The 19872-nt window shown below is 39.5% G+C and carries 15 protein-coding genes; 2 read left to right on the top strand and 13 right to left on the bottom strand.

What is annotated here, in order from left to right; genetic code table 11:
* Window positions 1-64 precede the first annotated feature (64 nt).
* The 6 genes from QUE46_RS19310 to QUE46_RS19285 form a co-directional block, all read right to left on the bottom strand.
* Window positions 65-6088, bottom strand: coding sequence for a M4 family metallopeptidase (locus tag QUE46_RS19310; RefSeq protein ID WP_286248220.1), 6024 nt, complete (start codon window positions 6086-6088; stop codon window positions 65-67).
* Window positions 6078-6365, bottom strand: coding sequence for a hypothetical protein (locus tag QUE46_RS19305; RefSeq protein ID WP_286248218.1), 288 nt, complete (start codon window positions 6363-6365; stop codon window positions 6078-6080). The genes QUE46_RS19310 and QUE46_RS19305 overlap by 11 nt, the downstream gene beginning before the upstream one ends.
* A gap of 188 nt (window positions 6366-6553) precedes the next feature.
* Window positions 6554-7069: a DUF4240 domain-containing protein gene (locus tag QUE46_RS19300; protein ID WP_286248215.1), complete on the bottom strand. Its 516-nt coding sequence runs from the start codon at window positions 7067-7069 to the stop codon at window positions 6554-6556.
* Window positions 7066-7260, bottom strand: a complete 195-nt coding sequence (locus QUE46_RS19295) for a YwbE family protein (protein WP_138540049.1) — start codon at window positions 7258-7260, stop codon at window positions 7066-7068. Before QUE46_RS19295 ends, QUE46_RS19300 begins: the two co-directional genes overlap by 4 nt.
* 59 nt (window positions 7261-7319) lie before the next feature.
* Complete coding sequence (locus QUE46_RS19290) at window positions 7320-7601, bottom strand: hypothetical protein (protein WP_286248210.1); 282 nt, start codon at window positions 7599-7601, stop codon at window positions 7320-7322.
* Window positions 7602-7604: 3 nt separating this feature from the next.
* Window positions 7605-7817: a hypothetical protein gene (locus QUE46_RS19285; RefSeq protein WP_286248208.1), complete on the bottom strand. Its 213-nt coding sequence runs from the start codon at window positions 7815-7817 to the stop codon at window positions 7605-7607.
* 89 nt (window positions 7818-7906) lie between these two features.
* Between QUE46_RS19285 and QUE46_RS19280 the strand changes: the two genes are divergently transcribed.
* Window positions 7907-8722, top strand: coding sequence for an ion transporter (locus tag QUE46_RS19280; RefSeq protein ID WP_286248206.1), 816 nt, complete (start codon window positions 7907-7909; stop codon window positions 8720-8722).
* A gap of 45 nt (window positions 8723-8767) precedes the next feature.
* Here the strand turns inward: QUE46_RS19280 and QUE46_RS19275 are convergent, their stop codons facing one another.
* The gene (locus tag QUE46_RS19275) at window positions 8768-9883 is read right to left on the bottom strand and encodes a DUF748 domain-containing protein (protein ID WP_286248204.1); all 1116 of its coding nucleotides are present in this window, start codon (window positions 9881-9883) and stop codon (window positions 8768-8770) included.
* Window positions 9884-10159: 276 nt separating this feature from the next.
* On the opposite strand from QUE46_RS19275, the gene QUE46_RS19270 reads away from it, so the two are divergent.
* Window positions 10160-11320, top strand: a complete 1161-nt coding sequence (locus tag QUE46_RS19270; protein WP_286248201.1) for a GGDEF domain-containing protein — start codon at window positions 10160-10162, stop codon at window positions 11318-11320.
* A gap of 55 nt (window positions 11321-11375) precedes the next feature.
* On the opposite strand, the gene asd is transcribed toward QUE46_RS19270, so the two are convergent.
* From asd to QUE46_RS19240, 6 genes are all read right to left on the bottom strand, one after another.
* Complete coding sequence (asd, locus tag QUE46_RS19265) at window positions 11376-12515, bottom strand: aspartate-semialdehyde dehydrogenase (protein ID WP_286248197.1); 1140 nt, start codon at window positions 12513-12515, stop codon at window positions 11376-11378.
* 199 nt (window positions 12516-12714) lie between these two features.
* Complete coding sequence (locus tag QUE46_RS19260) at window positions 12715-15432, bottom strand: TonB-dependent receptor plug domain-containing protein (protein WP_286248195.1); 2718 nt, start codon at window positions 15430-15432, stop codon at window positions 12715-12717.
* A gap of 97 nt (window positions 15433-15529) precedes the next feature.
* Window positions 15530-17131, bottom strand: a complete 1602-nt coding sequence (locus tag QUE46_RS19255; protein ID WP_286248193.1) for a hypothetical protein — start codon at window positions 17129-17131, stop codon at window positions 15530-15532.
* 303 nt (window positions 17132-17434) lie between these two features.
* Window positions 17435-18757 (bottom strand): CDC27 family protein, encoded by a 1323-nt coding sequence (locus tag QUE46_RS19250; RefSeq protein WP_286248192.1) that lies wholly within the window; start codon window positions 18755-18757, stop codon window positions 17435-17437.
* A 33-nt stretch (window positions 18758-18790) separates the two neighbouring features.
* Window positions 18791-19396: an energy transducer TonB gene (locus tag QUE46_RS19245; RefSeq protein ID WP_029772986.1), complete on the bottom strand. Its 606-nt coding sequence runs from the start codon at window positions 19394-19396 to the stop codon at window positions 18791-18793.
* A gap of 12 nt (window positions 19397-19408) precedes the next feature.
* Complete coding sequence (locus tag QUE46_RS19240; RefSeq protein WP_004586342.1) at window positions 19409-19822, bottom strand: biopolymer transporter ExbD; 414 nt, start codon at window positions 19820-19822, stop codon at window positions 19409-19411.
* Window positions 19823-19872: the final 50 nt, after the last annotated feature.

The raw sequence follows: 19872 nt of genomic DNA, 5'->3' as shown, positions 1-19872 counted from the left end.
CAAAAAGCCCCTTGAATACATCAAGAGGCTTTTATAAATATAAGAATGTATTTATTAGTAAGTGTTACTTAAAACACTGCGCTCTTCTATACACAACAGAAAGTGCTAAAAGCAGTAACATGAAGGCTAATGAGCCACCGCCACTACTCTTTTCACTACCTGTGCCCGATGCATTAGTAACAGTAACAGTTAAACTTTGCTCAGTCTCACCTTCACCATCTGATACAACAAGCTTAAAGCCTAGCTCTGTAGTTTGCGACACACTTGGCGCTGTAAACTTAAGTGTGCTGGAGTCAGTATCATTAATCGCAACTTCTACACCCATTGTTTGAACCCACTTAAAAGAAAGCGTTGAAGACTCTTTATCGGTTGCAGACGCCGTCACTGAAACTTCTTGACCTTCTTTAACCGACACCGAAGATGTACTTAATTCTACATTTGGGAGTTGATTAACATGTAAAAAGCTAACGGTATATACTTGCGTAAATTGCTCATAGCCATCAGATACTACCAACATAATATCCGCATCAACCGTTTGCTCAAACTCACCCACTGTAAGAACCGCTTTGCCTTGAGTGTCCGCAGCTGTAATAGATAACTGAGGGTGCTCAACGCGCCATTCGTAAGATAACGTATCGCCATCAGGATCAGTAGAACCAGAGGCATCAAGCTCAATAGTAGCTAGCTCTTCTATCGCTTGAGGCATATCTACATTTAATACAGGCGCTTGATTTAGACTCTCTTGCGCTAATTTTGCCACAACTTCAATAGCGCCATTAACCTCTCCATCAAGGTCGAATGCGCTACCATCTGCGATTGCAAAGCTAAAGCAACGTGAACACACTTGCTCATATACATTACCTGATAATACAGTGGCTGACTGCCAACCAGCCGCGGTTAGTACCCTTACTTGCATATCTGAGCTTAAAATTGCATTTACATATTCAGGTAGTGCAATTTCTGCGGTGTTTGATGAATTAGACAAGGTAACATGAAGGTTAATTACGTCACTTTTAGCTTGGAAGTGAGGTTCTATTATATCTAAATCTGAGAAATAAGTGCTAAGCGCCTGTTCAGAAATAGACATATCAGCAATATAACCCGCTGCTAGAGCCTCTTTGATGCGACCTACAGCTAAGTGATTAAACTCATCAATACTGTGAGCACTATCACCTGAAGCTAAGATAGCAGTATTAGTCGTAGAAGTGCTATCTAGGTAATCAGCAATACCATCCTTATCACTATCACCTACCCCTTCCTCAATATCAGGTATACCGTCGCCATCAGTATCTAGCTCAGTGTCATCAAATATAACGCTATCAACAATACGTAAACTAGTTTGCTTAGTTGCTAGTAGTTCATCACCTTGTTTTACACGTAAAGTTAAATCTATATTATTGGTTTGCTCAGAAAGATTTGCACTAAATGAAACATCCCACTGTGAATCAGCTGTTTTATAAATGTAAAAATCAACACCTGCGGGGCCAATAAGCTCAAGTGATACATCACTACCTGTACTAGGTAAATTTACTAACTTAATGGTGGCATTAAAGTCAGGTAAAGAACGCTGAATAGTTTTATTAACTGCTTTACCATTTTGATAAAAATCAGTAATAAATTCCGTCTTGGCAGCTTCACTTAAGTACACTAGCTGGCTGTTATCGTTTTTGCCTATAAAGGCATTACCACTAGATAAAACACTAATATTTGTTGAATTTGCTAAAAACTCGCGCGCTACCTCAACTTTAATAGGACCATGCCCATCAGTACGAATGTACTGTGTACTATTATTAGTCTTCAAATAAAAGCCAGCGTAACCATATGGACTAGGACCACTGATAAATATATCGGCAAGTACATTACCATTTTCGTACACATACGTAATAGGCTGAATACTAATTTCAGGATGGATCATCCCTATTACTTCACCCGATACACGGTTACCTGCAAAATCAACAGCAGAAACAGGAATTGGCACATTACCCGTTCTAAATACAAAGCTATCGTCTATTTCAATAAGCGCTATTCCTGATACATTGTCAAAAATAACACCACTGTCCAAAATAGCATTTTGTATCGCAGCTAATGTATTACCATACACATCAAAATGATATTGCTGTAAAGCTGGAGGCGTTGTATCAACTAGTGTAACTGTTTGAATAGCCGCTGTTTCATTGCCAACATTATCACGTGCAATCCATGTAATTTGGTGCTCACCTAGTGGAAAGTAAGACCCTGAACTTGTATATACTTGAGGCTCTAAATGACCATTATCTGTGGCTTCAGGAACATAAAGACGTGAAATATTAGTATTTTCAGAGGTAGCCTCAAGCGTAATAGGCTCAAGGCTTGATATAAACTCAGGGGCAATGTTTTCTCCAAGACTTGCATCATTTAGGTGGCTATCTTCACTGTCTTCAATGCCATCGCCATCTGAATCTGAGCTAAGCGGGTTACCCGAAAGCTGAAACTCTTGTAAATTAGTTAAACCATCATAGTCGGCATCATAACTAGCATCATTGGCATCTAGCGCATTTAAACCATACTCTGCTTCCCAAAAATCAGGGATACCGTCCGAATCATAGTCGCTGGTAATGTCAATTTCAGCACTCCAAGTTATATTATCAACAGATAACGGCTGCTGCTGAAGGTATGCGTCCTCATATTTAACTTTAATAATGTTAAAACCATCATCTATCGGTAACAATAAACGAGACTGGCTACCACGATTTACATCTATAGGGCTACCATTTAAGCTTATTTGTAATGCTGAAGAGTTGTAAACCAAATAGTCTAAATTAATAAAGCCGGCTTCAAATAACCCCGCAATGGCAAAACCACCTACCTTGCTACTAGGCGTTAATGCTAAGCTAAGACTTGCATCGCCTTGAGTTGACCAACTTGTATTAGCCTGCCACTCCCAAGAGTTAACAGCAAGTTCAGTAAACATAGAAGGAAGAAGCCCGTCTTCAAAGCTTTCATTTAAATGCGTGAAAGATTGCACTAAGGATGTAGCATCATTAGCTAAACTATGAGAGTAAAATTCCTGAATATTTGTATAACCATCTTCATCGTAATCTAAATTAGCATCTGCAGCATCTAAAGGTAAAAGGTCGTTACTTACCTCATAGCCATCACTTAGTTCATCACTATCTGTATCAGCTGAAGTTGGATTAGTTCCTAGGTTAAATTCTTCTAGGGCTGAAAGGCCATCACTATCAGCATCTGATGAAGCGTCACTTGCATCAAAACGATTTAATCCATTTACTAACTCCCAGTAATCTGGCAATTGATCGTTATCAGTATCGGTTAAATCAGTTTGAGAAAATAAAGCAAAATTATCAAGCCATACAGCATCTGCACCATTTGAGACAGAGCTATCTTTAAAGTATTTAAATTCAATATTATGCAGTCCTTCACTTAAATTAAGCAAAACAGACGTTGCCTCTGCAGTATTTGAATTATTTAAGTCACTACGCCCAAAAACTTCTTGCCCATCAACGATAATACTTAAGAAGTCACAACAAAATTCAGACTCAATTTTATAATCGAATGCTAATACACTCTCTTCAAATAAGCCTGTTATGGTAAAGCTACTATACTGTGAGTCACTAATAACGCCTGAGCGAATACTTTGTATACCATCGGTCGCAAAATCATTCGTAATAAACCAAGGAGCACTAGAACCTTCAGCTTCAACCATCCAACTAGGTAGTGCAGAGCCTTCAAAGGAGGTAGTGAGGTTTAAAGCAACCGGGAAAGAAGTATCTGACTGCGGGTCTGTATTTGCTAAATACTCAGTTAGATTTGAAAACCCATCATTATCTGCATCTTCAGCTGCATCTGACGAACTGGTTAAATCTAAACTATTATTGTACTCCCACCCATCGGGTAATGTATCGCCATCTGTATCAGGATTATTTGGTAAACCTGCATTTAAAAATTCTAAAAGATTAGATAAGCCATCCGCGTCAGCATCTAAAGATGCATCTTCGCTGTTATTTATATCAAGGCCATGCTGTAATTCCCAAGAATCAGACATACCGTCATTATCAACATCAGGAAAGTTAGGCCCTATGTATAAATTATCTATATATACAGCATCTGCAGGAGTAGAAACAGATACATCTTTAGAATAGGTCAACTTAACAGTGTTAAGCCCTGTAGGAACTTGGAAAGACGCCGCTTTCCACTCGCTAATTCCTGACTCATCTAAAACAAGTGAACCATTTATGTATACACTAAAGTAGTCATAACCAACTTCTGTGTCTAGCGCGTAGCTAAAGTTTACATAACTTTGCTCGCCACTTAAAAAGCTAAACTCAACACTGGTTGATTGGTTGTCTGTAATGTCGTTATTAGTCAACACAAAACCAGAGCGACCACCATACTCAGTTGTTAACCAAGGTGTCTGTACGTTCGACGAAATAAACAAACTGGGTACTTGAGCATCATCAAAACTGAAGGTTGTTTCTGGAAAAACGGTTGGCTCAGAGCTTGCATCTGTAGGGTCACTGTTACCAAAAAACTCGATTACATTACTCCACGAGTCTGAGTCTAAATCAAGTTGGGCATCACCTGCATTTAATGGGTTTAATGAAAACGAAACTTCCCAGCCATCAGGCATACGGTCAAAGTCGGAGTCTGCATTGTTAGGCTCAGTAAGGTATACATTAATTTCATCATAATCTGATAGATTATCTGAATCGGTATCCGTTGCATTAGGGAAAGTATTCGCTAAATATTCTTCAAGATTTGTTAAACCATCTTGGTCTAAGTCAAGTCCAGCGTCATCAGCATTACTTGGATCTAATCCGTAAAGCAGCTCCCAATTATCATCCATTAAATCAGCATCGGCATCTATAAACTGAATGTTATCGCAAGTAACACCGACTTCATTAAACGCGGCAATCACATCGTTAGCTTCATACCTTAAATCAATGGCAGAATTTATAGCGCCACAGGCACCATCAATAAAATCACTAGCGCTAACCCAATAGTTTTGATTTGCAAAAAGCATTATTTCAAACGCTTTTTTAGGGTTCCAACCATCAGTGTTCGCAAGTAAAAAGAAAGCACGATTAAACACACCACTGCTAAAGTGAACATCCATACCTGAGTAATAGTCACTTGCGTGGTCAATCGAAAGCCCATCTAGTGATGGCGTTTCAAAATAACGAAGTGCCGGGCTTGTTTTTGAAATATCAGCACCAGATAACCAATCAGTCTCTGCGCGTAAAAAATACTCGGCTGTTTCACCCGCCATATCAGAGAAAGATTCGTTTATACCGCCTGATTGTTCTGCATAAATTAAATTAGAGTTTTGACTGGTAAAACCGTGGCTAACCTCATGAGATACGATATCAAGTGAAACCAGCGGGTAAAACCTATCAGCACCATCGCCAAAGGTCATAGCCTGACCATTCCATGTTGCATTTTCCCAGTTGTCACCACTGTGAACACGCATCAACAATTGAAAAGTAAGTGGGGCTGTGTTGTACCATTGTTGATACATATCAAATACAGCTGTGCCAAATGCATGGGCATCATTTAGGGGGGAATAAGCACCATTTACTTCTTTATAAGTATTTCTATCACAGGCAAAAGAGTAAGCTTCGCTTGGCTCAAAACCCGATTCCATAGTGACGGTTTTAACTTTGTCGTTTTCTAAAAAACACAACTCACCACGTTGCGTAATATCCAGTGCCTCAACATCAGTTCCGTATTCATACTGCCCTATTTTTGTATTACCGCCAGGGCCTGTACCATGAACACTTTTAATATTATCCCACTGTTTAAATACGCTGTAATCAGATTCACTTACCAAACCTATTGGCTTTTTTTCAACGCCATTATCAACAACGTTTAATTCGACTAAGCGAACAAAATGTGCGACTCCGTTATCAATATAAACATAACGTTGGTTGTTTAATATTTGATATGCAGTAGATTCATCAAGTTTAGCGTTTACTAAAATAGCTTTAACCGCAGAAAGTTCATCAAACTGATTATTAGCCGTTTTATTTAAAGATACAGCATCGATGTTTTTCGCAAAAAAACCACTTATGTGTTGATTGCTAGGTTGCACCTGTATTTGCTGCCCCCCAAATAGGTACGCCTGCAAAAAACTGCTGCATCTTTTTAGCTGATGAGCGTGTTTGTTTTACATTGAAAGCTTGAGGAGTATCTAACTCAATAAAGTAAGAGTGTGTGGACGCCTTGTTAGTTAAACCTACGCTTTGATTTAAAAGTAAGTTAACTTCTGATAAAGATGATTTGTTTACTCGTTGCGAAACCGCCGCGTGTGCACTTAGCGAATTTAAAAAGCAAAACGCTATCAATCCTGATGAGAGTGTTTTATACATAACATTCCTATGTCGTATATTGTTACTATTCAGTGTTTGTTCATTTACAAACACATTAATGTAACATAATTATTAACATAGAGTCATTTAAAAAAGTGAATAAATGGGTACGATTGTAAACAACTGTGAAAGGAAAATTCAAGATGATGGCACTAAATATCACCATCTTGAATGTAAATAACTTTGTATTACTGCCAGTATTTTGCAAATAATTGCGGATAGCTTTGCTTTAAAAATTTAGGTTTGTCTTTAAAGCGTTTACCTGCAGGTTGCTCGCCTGATGGAACAAACGGCAACTCGTCGTCGTTGCGCTGCTCATAAAGTAAACCCGCAATTAAATCGTATTCATCAATATAAGGGTAAGGTTGCTCATTTAAATAATACACCGGTGAACACTGTGCAAGTGAGTCAGCATCATTCAATGCGTTAATAAATACGGCTTCTCCGCGCGATATAAGCCAACATCTAAATTCGCTAAAGCCATATTCGTCATTACAACCGGCCATAACAAATGCGGCACCGAACAAATCCCAGGTAAAAGATTTGCGCATGTTAATACCAAAAAATTTATCAAAAGCAATAAGCTGCTCGTCAGTAAGCTCGCTCAGTTTAGCTTTTAAATTGTCGCTTACGCTTTGAGGGTCGAGCCCTAACTCAGGCGTGGTCACTAAATCCCAAAATTCCTGCTCAGTTAACACTGTCATTCTAAAATCTCTTTTACTCGACCAACTTGACCGTCTTCTAGGCGTACTTTAATACCATGCGGGTGATTAGGTGACTTAGTTAATAAACGCTCAACTACACCTTGGGTTAATGTGCCGCTGCGTTGATCTTCTTTTAATACAATATTTACGGTTGTACCTGGTGTGATTTGCGAACGCGATGGAACAGCCATGCTTTATATCCTAAAAATAATTTTGGTAATTATACCGTCCATAGCTAGGCAAACCAATGTTAATCAACTAAAAACGCTACTTGCTTAGCCGCTACCGGTAAGCTTATTTTGCTAAGTTCAGCGTTAATAATATCGACTAGCTGAGAGAAATGCGCCTCGGTGTCGTGATAGGCTACATCATCTTCAAAATAGCAGCTTATTTTTAGTGACTTTGCTTCATTTTTTAAATCAACGGTGTGAGTTAAATAGGCAAAGCCATAATGAGTCGCTTTTATTTGCTCACAGGCGTTAGTGAGGGCTTGGCGTATTTGTTTGTCGCGCAATTTTTGTGTTTTTGTCATAACTTATTGTGTTTGCTCACTTTGTTGTTTTTTATATTCTTCAAAATTTTTATCTTGTTTTTTAAGGCACTCATAATACTCTTTATCGGCTTTATAATTACATTCATCTAAACGTGCCGATTGAATTTCATGAAAGCGAGCGTCGGAGCTGCACCCTGCAAGTACCGAAAATCCCACAAACAGCAATGCACTTTTAGTTATTTGGCTGATTAACATTAGAATTCCTTACACTTTCGTTATCGAAAGCAACAATATTATTGTATATTAGCGTCATAAAAACCTGACTTTGCATAGGACCCATAATTATGATGTCGCAGTTACAAAAGCTGTTTCAGCGTATAGACAAAAGCAAGATATTTCAATCATTTGTTATTGCTGTCATTGTTGTTTCTGCCCTCACCGTAGGTGCTCATACCTATTCTCTTCACCCCACTGTAGAATTTATTCTAAATTGGATGGATGTAGGAATAACAACGTTCTTTTTAATCGAGTTAATTATTCGCTTTATTGCAAGTAAAGGATTAAAAGACTTTTTTTCAAAGGGCTGGAATATATTTGATACCATTATTGTACTTGGCAGCTTGTACCCAGCTGCGGGCTCAACCATGTTACTTGCTCGATTGCTGCGCATATTTAGGGTACTGCGTTTAGTATCAATGATCCCCGAGCTGCGCTTACTTGTAAATTCATTACTTAAAGCTATACCGCAAATGGGTTACATAGCGCTGCTTATGTTTGTTATTTTTTATATTTACGCAGCTATGGGCAGCATGATGTTTGCCGATATTAACCCCGTGCTTTGGCAAGACGTATCCATTTCAATGTTAACGCTATTTAGAATAGCCACCTTTGAAGATTGGACCGACATTATGTACGAAACCATGGCGGTGTACGAGCTGAGCTGGATTTACTATCTCACTTTTATCTTTTTAACCGCATTTGTGTTTTTAAACATGATGGTAGGTGCCATTTTAGAAGTGATGAGCGAAGAGCATCGCAGTGCCCGTGAGCTCAAAGCAGATAATAGCTCTCTTCCGGCAACACAAGGACAGGTTATTGAGCTTCAAGCGCAAATAGCTGAGCTTAAAACGTTATTGGGTAATAAAAATACTCATAGCTAAAACTTAAAAAGCCCTTTGCATTGAGTTAATGCAAAGGGCTTTTGGTTACTCATCTTGCTGCTTTTGTGTGCTTTCAAACGAAATAACATTATCAACCTTCATTTTAAACGCTTCAAAAAACGCATTTTTTAAAACCGATACCACCGCTTCAAAAGTAGAAACGTCAGCATTATCTAACTGCCCTTCTATCGGCACCCGAGCAGCCACCAGCTTAGAGTCATCGTTTTCTAATAACGAACTGAGTAAATCAATACTGCCTTCAAAAATAGCAGTAAATAGGCCGTCGTCATCTTTTTCAATGTCTTCACGCCACGAAAAAACACTTAAATTGTGTACACCGGCTTTTACATAACCATTTAAGTTATTGTTGTTAGCTGCAAGCTCCATTGCACCATCAATACCACCGGCCTCAATATCAAATGGGGTATACACTTTAAAAACAGTTTCGAGATTTTTAACCGAAAAACGTTGTACCTCAACATTAAAATCAAAATTAGCTTGTTCACTAAAAGGGTCTAACTTCCCGTTTAAGATAAGTGCAGCCTCTCCCATTAAAGCACCTTCTACATTTAAACTGGTGACTAGCGTTTTAGAAAGGTTTTGGGCATTGGTTATATTTTTAATCTCAGCATTTATGTTTGAAATATACGTGGGTTTTTCGCCGTCGTTTGTCGCATTAACTAGCGAAACTTTACCGTTATTAATACGCAAGGTATCGATTGAAAAAAGCACTAAGTCGTTAGCAAGCCCAACCCAAGTTGTTTCGTCTTTAACTTGTTGGTTTTGCTCAGCGGTTGATGGGTCCTTATCGTATATAACAATTTCTGGGCGAGTAAAAGCCATATTAGTGACTAAATTGCCCTTCAAAAGTGCAGACCAAGCAAGTGAAAAATCAAGGGTTTGTATCGCCAACAAAGGTTTAGGGGCTGATGTTGCATCTACAGCGTAAATTTCAACATCGTCAATCGCATAAGCACCACGATATAAATATAAATCTACATCACCAACATGTCCTGTTATTCCTTGGGTTTGTTCTAGCTGCTGGTTTACATAATATTGAACCGCATAAGGCGCTGCCGCTCTTAATAAAATTAAAAATAAAATTGTAGTAACTAAAACAGACAAACATTTATTTCGGGCATGCTTAAAAGTAAAAGCCATTTTATATCCTTGTTGTGGGGCTTAATTACTCGAATAAGTAAATGTTACGGGCGTAAGTGAACTAAATACGCACAAATCAGCTAAAACCGAGCAAAAAGCGATGTAATACGATAACGGCAGCAAAAGCTATACCAAAAAACGTAATATAGATGTATTAGACACAAACAAGTAATACATAAACTTTTACAAATAGGATGCTTTAATAACAGCGCTTTGCTCGAATTAATAAGCAACCTCAACTACATTAAAAAGTAACTCACACAAGAACATACCTCTATGAGTCCAATATTTTTTATTTTAGTTACACTTTTACTAACCAGTATTATTTGGTCTGTTATTTTTTTAATGGCGTGGTTTACACTAGGGAAAAAGTCATACGCTTTATTTTGGGGTGGTGCGTTTGTACTCTCTGCGTGCCAATGGGGCACTATCTTATTAAGGCCCTACTTCGACTCAGATACCCTTTATTGGATGACGGGAGTGAGCTTTTCTATGGGGTCTGTGATTTTAGGCACATGCGGGCACGCTATTCGTGCTCGATGCCCTATTAATTTAAAGTATTTATTAGCATTAGCCGTGATCACTCTAGCCGCGGTTTATTATTATAAAGCCATAAATGTTCATGTTGGCTTATTCATGTCGTTATATATTTATTACGATATTTTACTGCTGCTGGTAAATGCCGTAATTATAATAAAACATAAAGCCAAATCGCTCCCAGCAGAAGTTGGTGCGGCCATTACTTACACTTTGTGTGGAATATGTTTATTCATTGCTGCCACTATCGCGCTGATGCAAGGAAGCCAAGTGAACCAAACTTATTTAGACTTATACACACTCATTAACTTTATAACGGTCCCAACTGCGCATGTGGGTATGGCGGTGTTTATTATTTTTATAATGGCTTCAGACTTAGCCCAAGAGATGCAAAAACTCGCCATAACCGATGTACTTACAAAATGCATAAACAGGCGCGGATTTTACGATATTGGCCAACAAAAACTTGAAGCTCATCTAAGCTGTAAACAGCATGTATCCCTTATATATTGGGATATAGACTCGTTTAAAAATATCAATGACGAATTTGGACACGCTGCAGGGGATGAGGTGTTAGTTCAAGCAACTCAGCGTATAAAAGCGTGTTTACAAAAAGAAGATATTTTTGCCCGACTAGGTGGAGAAGAATTTGTCATACTCATAGCCAGAGAGACAGAATTAAAAGCACAGAAGTTTGCTGATACATTACGAGAAACTCTTGCAAGTAAGCCCATTGCATGCAAAAAGCAATGTATAGATGTTACGGCAAGCTTTGGGGTGATCAGTATCAAGTGTGTTAACACACCAATTGATAAAGCTATAGATTTAGCCGACAAAGCTTTGTACATAGCAAAGCATGAGGGGAAAAATAAAGTAGCATATGCAATGCCGCTTAACTAAAAAAAGGGTTAGCAATACGCTAACCCTTTTTAATATATAGTTTTAAATGTAAAAATTATTCACCGTCTACAATAATGCGCAGCATACGACGAAGTGGCTCTGCAGCGCCCCACAATAGCTGATCGCCTACAGTAAATGCGCTAATGTATTTAGGGCCCATCGCTAATTTACGAATACGACCAACAGGAATACTTAAAGTCCCTGTTACTTTAACTGGGGTTAAATCAGTAGCCGAGATATCACGTTCATTAGGGATAACTTTAACCCACTCGTTGTGCGAAGCTAAAATTTCTTCAATTTTTTCAACGCTAATGTCTTCACGTAATTTAATGGTCATGGCTTGGCTGTGACAACGCATTGCACCAATACGTACACATAAACCATCAATGGGTACTGGCTGCTTAGACGAGCCTAAAATTTTGTTCGCTTCAACTTGAGCTTTCCACTCTTCTTTAGACTGGCCACTTGGCATTGGCACGTCAATCCACGGAATTAAGCTACCAGCAAGCGGCACGCCAAATTGGTCTTGTGGTAAATCGCTTGAAGCCATTTTTTCGCTCACTATTTTATCAATTTCTAAAATAGCTGAACTTGGGTTATCTAGTTGCTCGGCAACGCTTGAATGAATAGCGCCCATTTGTGCGATAAGCTCTTTCATATTTCGAGCGCCGGCACCAGAGGCCGCTTGGTAAGTCATTGGGCTTACCCATTCAATTAAGTCTTGCTCAAACAAGCCACCTAAAGCAAGTAGCATTAACGATACGGTACAGTTACCGCCTACAAAGGTTTTTACGCCTTGCTCTAAACCTTGTTCGATAACATCTTTATTTACAGGGTCAAGTACAATTATGCTGTCATCAACCATACGCAGTGCAGAAGCTGCATCAATCCAGTAACCACCCCAACCCGATTCGCGTAATTTAGGGTAAACCGCTTTGGTATAATCACCACCTTGACAGGTAACAATAATATCCATTTTAGCAAGTTCATTTACATCACTTGCATCGAGTAACGGTTTTGCGTCGCCCGCAATATCTGGGCCGAGTTGCCCAGCTTGTGAGGTGGTGAAAAAGGTGGTGTCGATATGCGCAAAATCATTTTGCTGTTGCATACGTTCTAATAACACAGAGCCAACCATGCCACGCCAACCGACTAATCCTACTTTTTTCATTGTTTTTTCCACTGTTTGATTCATAAAAGATGCCTTAATACATTAAAAATTAAAATTCATTGCGTGAGAATTAATTTTTATTAAACCTAACACCCAAAGCGCCCTAAAACTAGTGAATAAAGCGAAACTTAAATATTTTTCATAGTCATAAAAAAGCCCTGTATTAAATACAGGGCTAATCGGTAGTTAGGTTTTATTATATCCCCCTTCCTTGGGATTAAAATTAAAACTCGTAGCTGTAACTTAAATCAAACGTTACACCTTGTTCTTTTGAGCGCACTATAATGTCTGATTGGGTTACCTCTTGATCTTCATCGAGTAAGTTTTTAACTTTAAACTTAATCTTAGAATTAAAATCTGGGTAGTAGGTGTAAACTAAATCAAGTGAGTGAAATGGTTGCTCATACGCGTCATCCCTATTAGCAACACCGGCTGCTAAAATTCGCTCACCAAAAACGTTATAAACTAATGAGCTGCTGTGCATGCCATCTAATGAATCGTAGTTTAATTGTAAATTAACTACATACTCAGAGTGGCCTGTCATACGTTTTTTAGGATTAGTTAATGTACCCGCAAGTGCTGGGTCAATAGACGCTTCAGAATCACTTAATGTGATATTACCGCTAGTAAATAGGCCTTCACTTACAAAAGTTAAGTCTTGTAGCCATTCAGCTTCAATACCATATACTTCTGCTGTTTCACCATTTATAAACGATGCTGAGTAATCTTCATCACCAATGTTTAAAACTGTTTCAATTGGCGCTGTAATATCTTTATAAAACGCCGCTACGCTAAATGAATTACCGGCTTGTCCATAATACTCATAACGTAAGTCATAGTTTTTAATTGGGCTACTTTTAATCCCCGTACGACCAAATGTTCTAATATCGGTCAAAGGGTCATAATACGTAACGGGCACTACTTCACGAAAATCAGGGCGTACTACTGTTTCACCATAACCTAAGCGTACCTGGTAATCATCGCCACCTACATAGGTAATAGACAGTGCCGGATACCAATCATCGGTGATTACAGAGCCTGCTTGAATTTTATCTGGATCGTAAAAGGTATTTAAATCGTCTTCATCAAAAATAAGGCTCGATGTACCGATAGAAGTTTGTTTAAACTCTTCATAACGAATACCACCGCTTATTCTTAACCATTGATCATAAAACACATCGAAAGACGCATAACCTGCATCCACCTTTTGCGCAGCAATGTAATCATCGGCATCAGGCGCAGTTGGCTCATTAAAGTCAACTAACACAGCGTTATTATCAATAAAGTCGTCAGTTAAAAAGCCACTATTATTAAGCGCATCATTGCTACCGTCGTTTATTGAAATACCAGAGCCACCACTATTGTTTATAGCAAAGCTTGAGGTATTAAATATTCGGGCTCTGTCAGAAAAATCGTAACCCACTTTAAACTCAACTTCCATACGCTCAAAGCTAAGTGGCAAGGTTAAATTACCGCCGTACGATTTAACACGCTCTTGCATATTGGTGTATGACATAATTACACGGTTATCATCCCCTGTAATAGTTGAGCCTGCATAACTGCCATCACTATTATAAGTGTCACGAAACTCAAAATCGGCACTGGTAGGTATATCAGTCGTTGCTTTAGCTTCGGTGTACTGCCAATCGGCACCAATACCAAAATAATCTAAAAAGGTGTGTTGGCCCATAAACTGCGTAATGTTTAATTGGCGTTCTTCGTAATTAAACTCATGATTACGGTTTGCAATCCCATCACCGGCAATACTAAACGTAGAACTACCCGCAGGGCTTTGCGAAATAGCAATTTCAGATTCATCTTCATTATCAATAATGTAAAGCTGTTGAGCTGAAATACTGTGAGTACCTAAACGATATGACAAGCTTAATGAACCGTTATAGCTTTCGGTTTCAGTCGTCACTTGCGAATTTTTGACTGTGTTGTAACACGAGTTACTCACATCATCACTGGTCGCTAACGACGTTGTACAATCAATATTGCCTTCTTCGTTTTCTAAATCTTGGGTGATAACTGAGCTAAAACGTTCTTCAAAATCCCATTCGCTTTTGTAAGCACCGGCAAGCAAAAACCCAACCTTGCCACCAAAATAGCTCTCTTCAAAGCTATCACCATAATGGGCTTTAATATTATAACGCGGGTCTAAAGACTCTTCTTTTAACTCATAATCGCGAGGAAGCGATTTTAAGAGTGCGTTATTAACAGCGGTTGCTTGTTCTGCACGCGTTAAATCGCCATCTTCAAAACCTTCACTACTAACAATATTGCCAATACCAAAATTACCACGGTAGGTAGAAATAGCTTCAGTTAAAACACTCGGAATGCCATTTTCGTTACGATTGTAAGTAAATCCATCACTCGATGCGGTATCGTAACCTGCACCCACTTCAATACCTGCTGTAAATTCACTCGGTGCGGTTTTAGTTCTAATATCTATATTACCGCCACCAAACGCTGCTGGCATGTCTGGAGAGTAGGCTTTTTGAACGGCCATACTTTCAATTATACTGGCAGGGAAAATATCCAGCGGAATAACGTTACGGGTTAAATCTGGGCTTGGGATGTAAGCGCCATTTAAACGCGCACTTGAGTAACGCTCACCAAGGCCCCTAACGTAAATAAACTTACCATCAACAAGCGTTAGGCCTGTTACACGACGAAGCGCAGATGCAGCATCGCTGTCGCCCGTGCGTGATAACTGTTCAGAGCCTAAAATATCGGCAACAAAGGCTTGGTTTTTACGCTCTTCTACAACTGCCGCAGCGCTCCCTTGTAAACGCGTACCTACAGCAACAACTTCTTCTATTTCTTGTTCGCTTGTTAACTGTTCATCGGCTTGGGCAGCAATTAAGCTGGTTGACTGAGCAACTAAACCTAAACCAATTGCCCAGGTAATATGATTGAGTCTATGCTTTTTAGACATGAGATAATCCTAATCAGGTTATACAAAAGAGGCGCCTGACGCTTAAATAACAAGCCACAAGGCGCCTTTAATTAGAGGTTATAAAGGGTGTTGCTATTTAGTCAGCATTTGCTGCTGTAACAGCCGCTTCAACCCATTTGTACCAGCTAGAGTCTGTATCCTGATCCGATACTGCACCAATGTAGTTTACGCTTTCAAAGAATGAATCGCTTGTGCTTAAGTCTGTTGCAGTAACCGTTACTTCGCTAGCTGCGGTGTTTGTAGCAAAACCGTTATCTGCAAGTACTGCAACATCATCAGTTAAGATTTGGTTAGCACCGTCATTTTCAAACCACGCTGTTTTTGTTTGACCTGCTAATGGGCCGCTTGCAAACGTATCTGTATCAGTAAAGTTTGCAGAACACGCCATTACAGAACTTGTGAATGAGATTTTATCTGCTTGTGCTTCACCGTCGCCTGAAAACTCAATACATTGCGTGTTAGTGGCGTTTTGCTTAACGATAACTGTGTTGTAAATGCTTGAATTAAATTGGTCATCAAACTTGTAAGCTTGTGAAGGGTCATCATCACGTACCGAGTTACCATCGGTAGTTACAACCGTTACATTGGCAACCGTTGGATTAGATGGAGACACTTGCTCGGTAGAAGAACCTTTAACACCATCAGACTCAAAGCCATTGTTACCCATGTTAACTACAGTGCCGTCATTTAGTGTCACAGTACCGTGTTGAATAAATAAGTACTGAGCTTTACCTTGCCAACCTGCGTCAAAGTCAAATGAATCATCTTGTGTATCTGTTACCGCTACGTGTTTAAGCGTTGTAGCACCACCAAAAATTTCAATACCGTCATCAAAACCTTGGTGAATGTGTAGGTAATCAAACTCAGAACCAGAGCCAACTGCATTTAGTGTTAGTGAATTTAAATCATCGCCTTCACCACCAACGCGAGGGCCTGAACCTGCGTACCAAATTTTAGCCCATTTAATATTACCGCTAGAGTCTGCATTATCGTTACCACCAAAGTAGCTTGTAATACCTTCAGAAGCTACGTTACACGTACCACCGTCACGCTCTGCATCAGTACATTGGTCAGTAATACCGTTACCATTAATAATGATACCGCCCCAATCTGCGTAGCGTGCGCCTTCACCTGCTGTATCAAAACGGTCGAACGCATTTGCAGAAGTAAATACAACCGGCTTCTCTTCAGTACCTACCGCTTGAATTTTTGCACCACGTGCAATACGTACAATTGCTTCACCTGAGCCAAATGCTAAGACAGCACCTGGTTCAACAGTCATTGTCGGGCCATTTGCTAGTACTTCAAAGCCATCTACTGTGCTGCCGTCTTCACCAATTTGTAATGCATCTTCAAAAACGTGAACACCGCCATCAGGTAGCTCAGCGAAAGTAATGTTGCTTGTGATAGAAATTGTTTTGCTCGCAAACGAGTCGTTGTATAAACAATCAATGCCGCTTACTACACCTGTTACCGTACCTGCATCTGATTCGTAGCTTGCACAAACAGCTTCTTCTTCAGTTGTTGAACCAGTGGTATTGTTTGAATTATTAACACTGTTATCTGTTGTTGAGCTGTTATCGTTTACAGTAGGTGTAATTTCGATATCGCCGCCACAGCCAGCTAGCGTCATTGCAGTTGCTACTAGGCTGACCTTGAATAAATCAGATAATTTCATTGTTCACTCCGTTAAAGTATTTAATTATTTTGTTAGTGCATTAAGTAAAAAACTTAAGTCACTTTAAGGCACGATACTCATGCATTAAGGTGACCTGAGTTATCGGATGCAAATAAGATACGGGAGGGATATGACAAAGTAGTTACAGTTTGGTAACCATAAGATGACAATAGTAATTATCTTAAATTCAATAACTTAAATAATTTAACAACGAAAAAAACCGCCCTAAGGCGGTTTTGGTGTTGCGATTATGAAAAAGGTAAACGCTCTTTTATTGGTATAAAATAGCGTTAGAGTAAAAAGTTAAAGTAACGCGGCTTTAAGTGTTTGCGCATGCACTTTTTCACGCTTCACATATTTGATCCACTGATTTGCTAAACGTTGTGATTTATCATGCTTTTGGGCTTGTTCAAACGCTAAAATAGACGCATCAAAATTTTGCATATTGTACTGTGCCATACCTAGCGCAACGTAGGCGTTTGATTCAAAATCAAGACCGCCTTTATCAAGCGCCTTACGCGCAGCATCAGCGGCTTCTTCGTATTGCTCGATGTTAACATAAACTTCAGCTAAGCGTTGATCGTACTTGCCATGCTCTGATAGGTCAGCCGCTTTTGCAAAGTAACTAATCGACTTTTCGTCTTCTTTGGCCTGGATCATAGCCTCTGCAATAAAGGCATAGTTCTTCGCTGACTTTTCTACAACGCCGCTTTCTATCGCATCACTCATTGTTTTAGCCGCTTTGTATGCTAGGCCGTTATAAAGGTAAGTTTGTGATAATTGTCTTAAGTCAGACTTAGTTTTTAAAAAGCCTTGTTGATAAGCTGCTTCTATTACTGCTAGTTGTTCTTTTTCTTTGCCCGTTTCTCCGTACATACCAGCTAGCTGAACCCAGTACTCTGGTTTATTGTAAAGTTTGACCATGCGCTCAAGTACTGCAACTACATTATCTGTTTGATTAAGTGAGTAATACATAGCGCGCTGAAGTACCAGCCAATTTTCTTTAGGGGTTTTACCTTCGCTGTCGCTAAGAGCAATAACTTGATTGATGTACTCAAGTCCCTTTGGATATTCTTTTAACTGATAGTAAGTTTGCGCTCTAAGTAAATAATACCCTTCAGTAATAGGTTTGGTATTTATTTCATCCCATTTATCTAAAAACGCAATTACTTTTTTATACTCACCATTTGCCATTGCAAGCTGCGCTAGGCTAAACGTAGTACTTAAACGTAATGACTCTGGAATAGCCTCTTCGGCTACCACTTTTTCAAAAGAGGCAATCGCTTTAGGTAAATCATTTTCGTTGTAATAAATAAAGCCATAAAAGTTATGCATCATCGCGATTTCGTACGAGTTCATACTAGACGCTCGCTCTTGAATGCTATCAAGTGCTTCAAGGCCGCCTTTTACATCGCCATCGTCAGCAAGCTTTTGCGCACGAGCGAGTTGGCTATAAACCTTTTCACGCAATGCGGGTACACGCTTTGTTTTTTGCTCTGCATGTGCAGTGGCTACGTTTAGCCCTGGCACAAGGCTTAGTGTACTTGGCACAACAATACTTGCACTAATCGCGGCAGTGCAAAATAATGCCAGCTTTAAATTTTTAGCTGTAGGTAGTAATTTCATAATCGCCTCGCTATTTCATCCAATTAAGATAAATTAACCATTAATTTGGAAAGATATTTTGTTTTGAACACCCGCCACTTCAACGGCTTCACCATTTACTACGCGCGGTTTATATTTAAATTTAAGTGCAGCATCCATCGCAGCTCTATCAAACAGTGACTCAGGAACCGCTTTTACTACTTGCGGATCTCTTACAGTACCTTGTTTAGTTACTGTAAATTCCACAATTACGTAGCCTTCAATACCACGTGACAAAGCACGGCGCGGATACACAGGAGCTACTTTTACAATGGGTAGATATTCACCATCACTGGTTTCAAGCGCTAAGCCACCTGCTAGGTCAACGTCGCTGCCTACATCGGCGCCAAAGTCAAAATTATTGCTGGCCGCGTTTGCATCATTATTTTGCATTTGCGGCGACTCCATTGGCGGTGGTGGCTCTTTTGGAGTAGGTGGCTTTTGCGGTTTACGTTCTTTCTTCTGTACTGTTTCTTCTTTTTTCAAACGTACAAAGTCTAGAACGTTTCCTTTTACTGGCTCCGACATGGCACCTTCACCACCGGTGATCAGTGCCTGCATGCCTAAAAACAGCATAAAGGTCACTACGCCCGCTACTATTAATGCTACTAAATATCGCAACATGACTAACCCTTAAGACGCATCTTGTGCAGCAATTGACACATCAAACGCACCCGCAGCACGCGACGCATCCATTACTTTAATTAACATATCAGTGGTGGCTTTTTTATCAGCCTGTATGACCACGCTCCCTTGTGGGTTTTCAGCTTTTAAGCGTTCAATATTAGCTTGCACTGCTCGTACATCGATTTGGCGTTTATTAATCCAAATCTCGCCTGTATCAGAAATAGCCACTAAAATATTTGCGCGTTCTTTTTTAACCGCTGTTGCGGCTTCTGGGCGGTTTACGTCAATACCGGCTTCTTTCACAAACGAGGCGGTAACAATAAAGAAAATAAGCATGATAAATACAACGTCTAACATTGGGGTCATGTTAATTTCTTCTGCTTCGTCTTCTTGTAATAGATTTCCTAACGGGGCTCTCATTTTTATTCTCCTAGGATGAGCGACTATATAAGCCACTTATCAAAATGTTA

The organism is Pseudoalteromonas sp. MM1 (assembly GCF_030296835.1).
Classification (GTDB): Bacteria; Pseudomonadota; Gammaproteobacteria; order Enterobacterales; family Alteromonadaceae; genus Pseudoalteromonas.
Note: the sequence above shows the minus strand (reverse complement) of the source record. Positions and strands in the feature narration are given on the sequence as shown.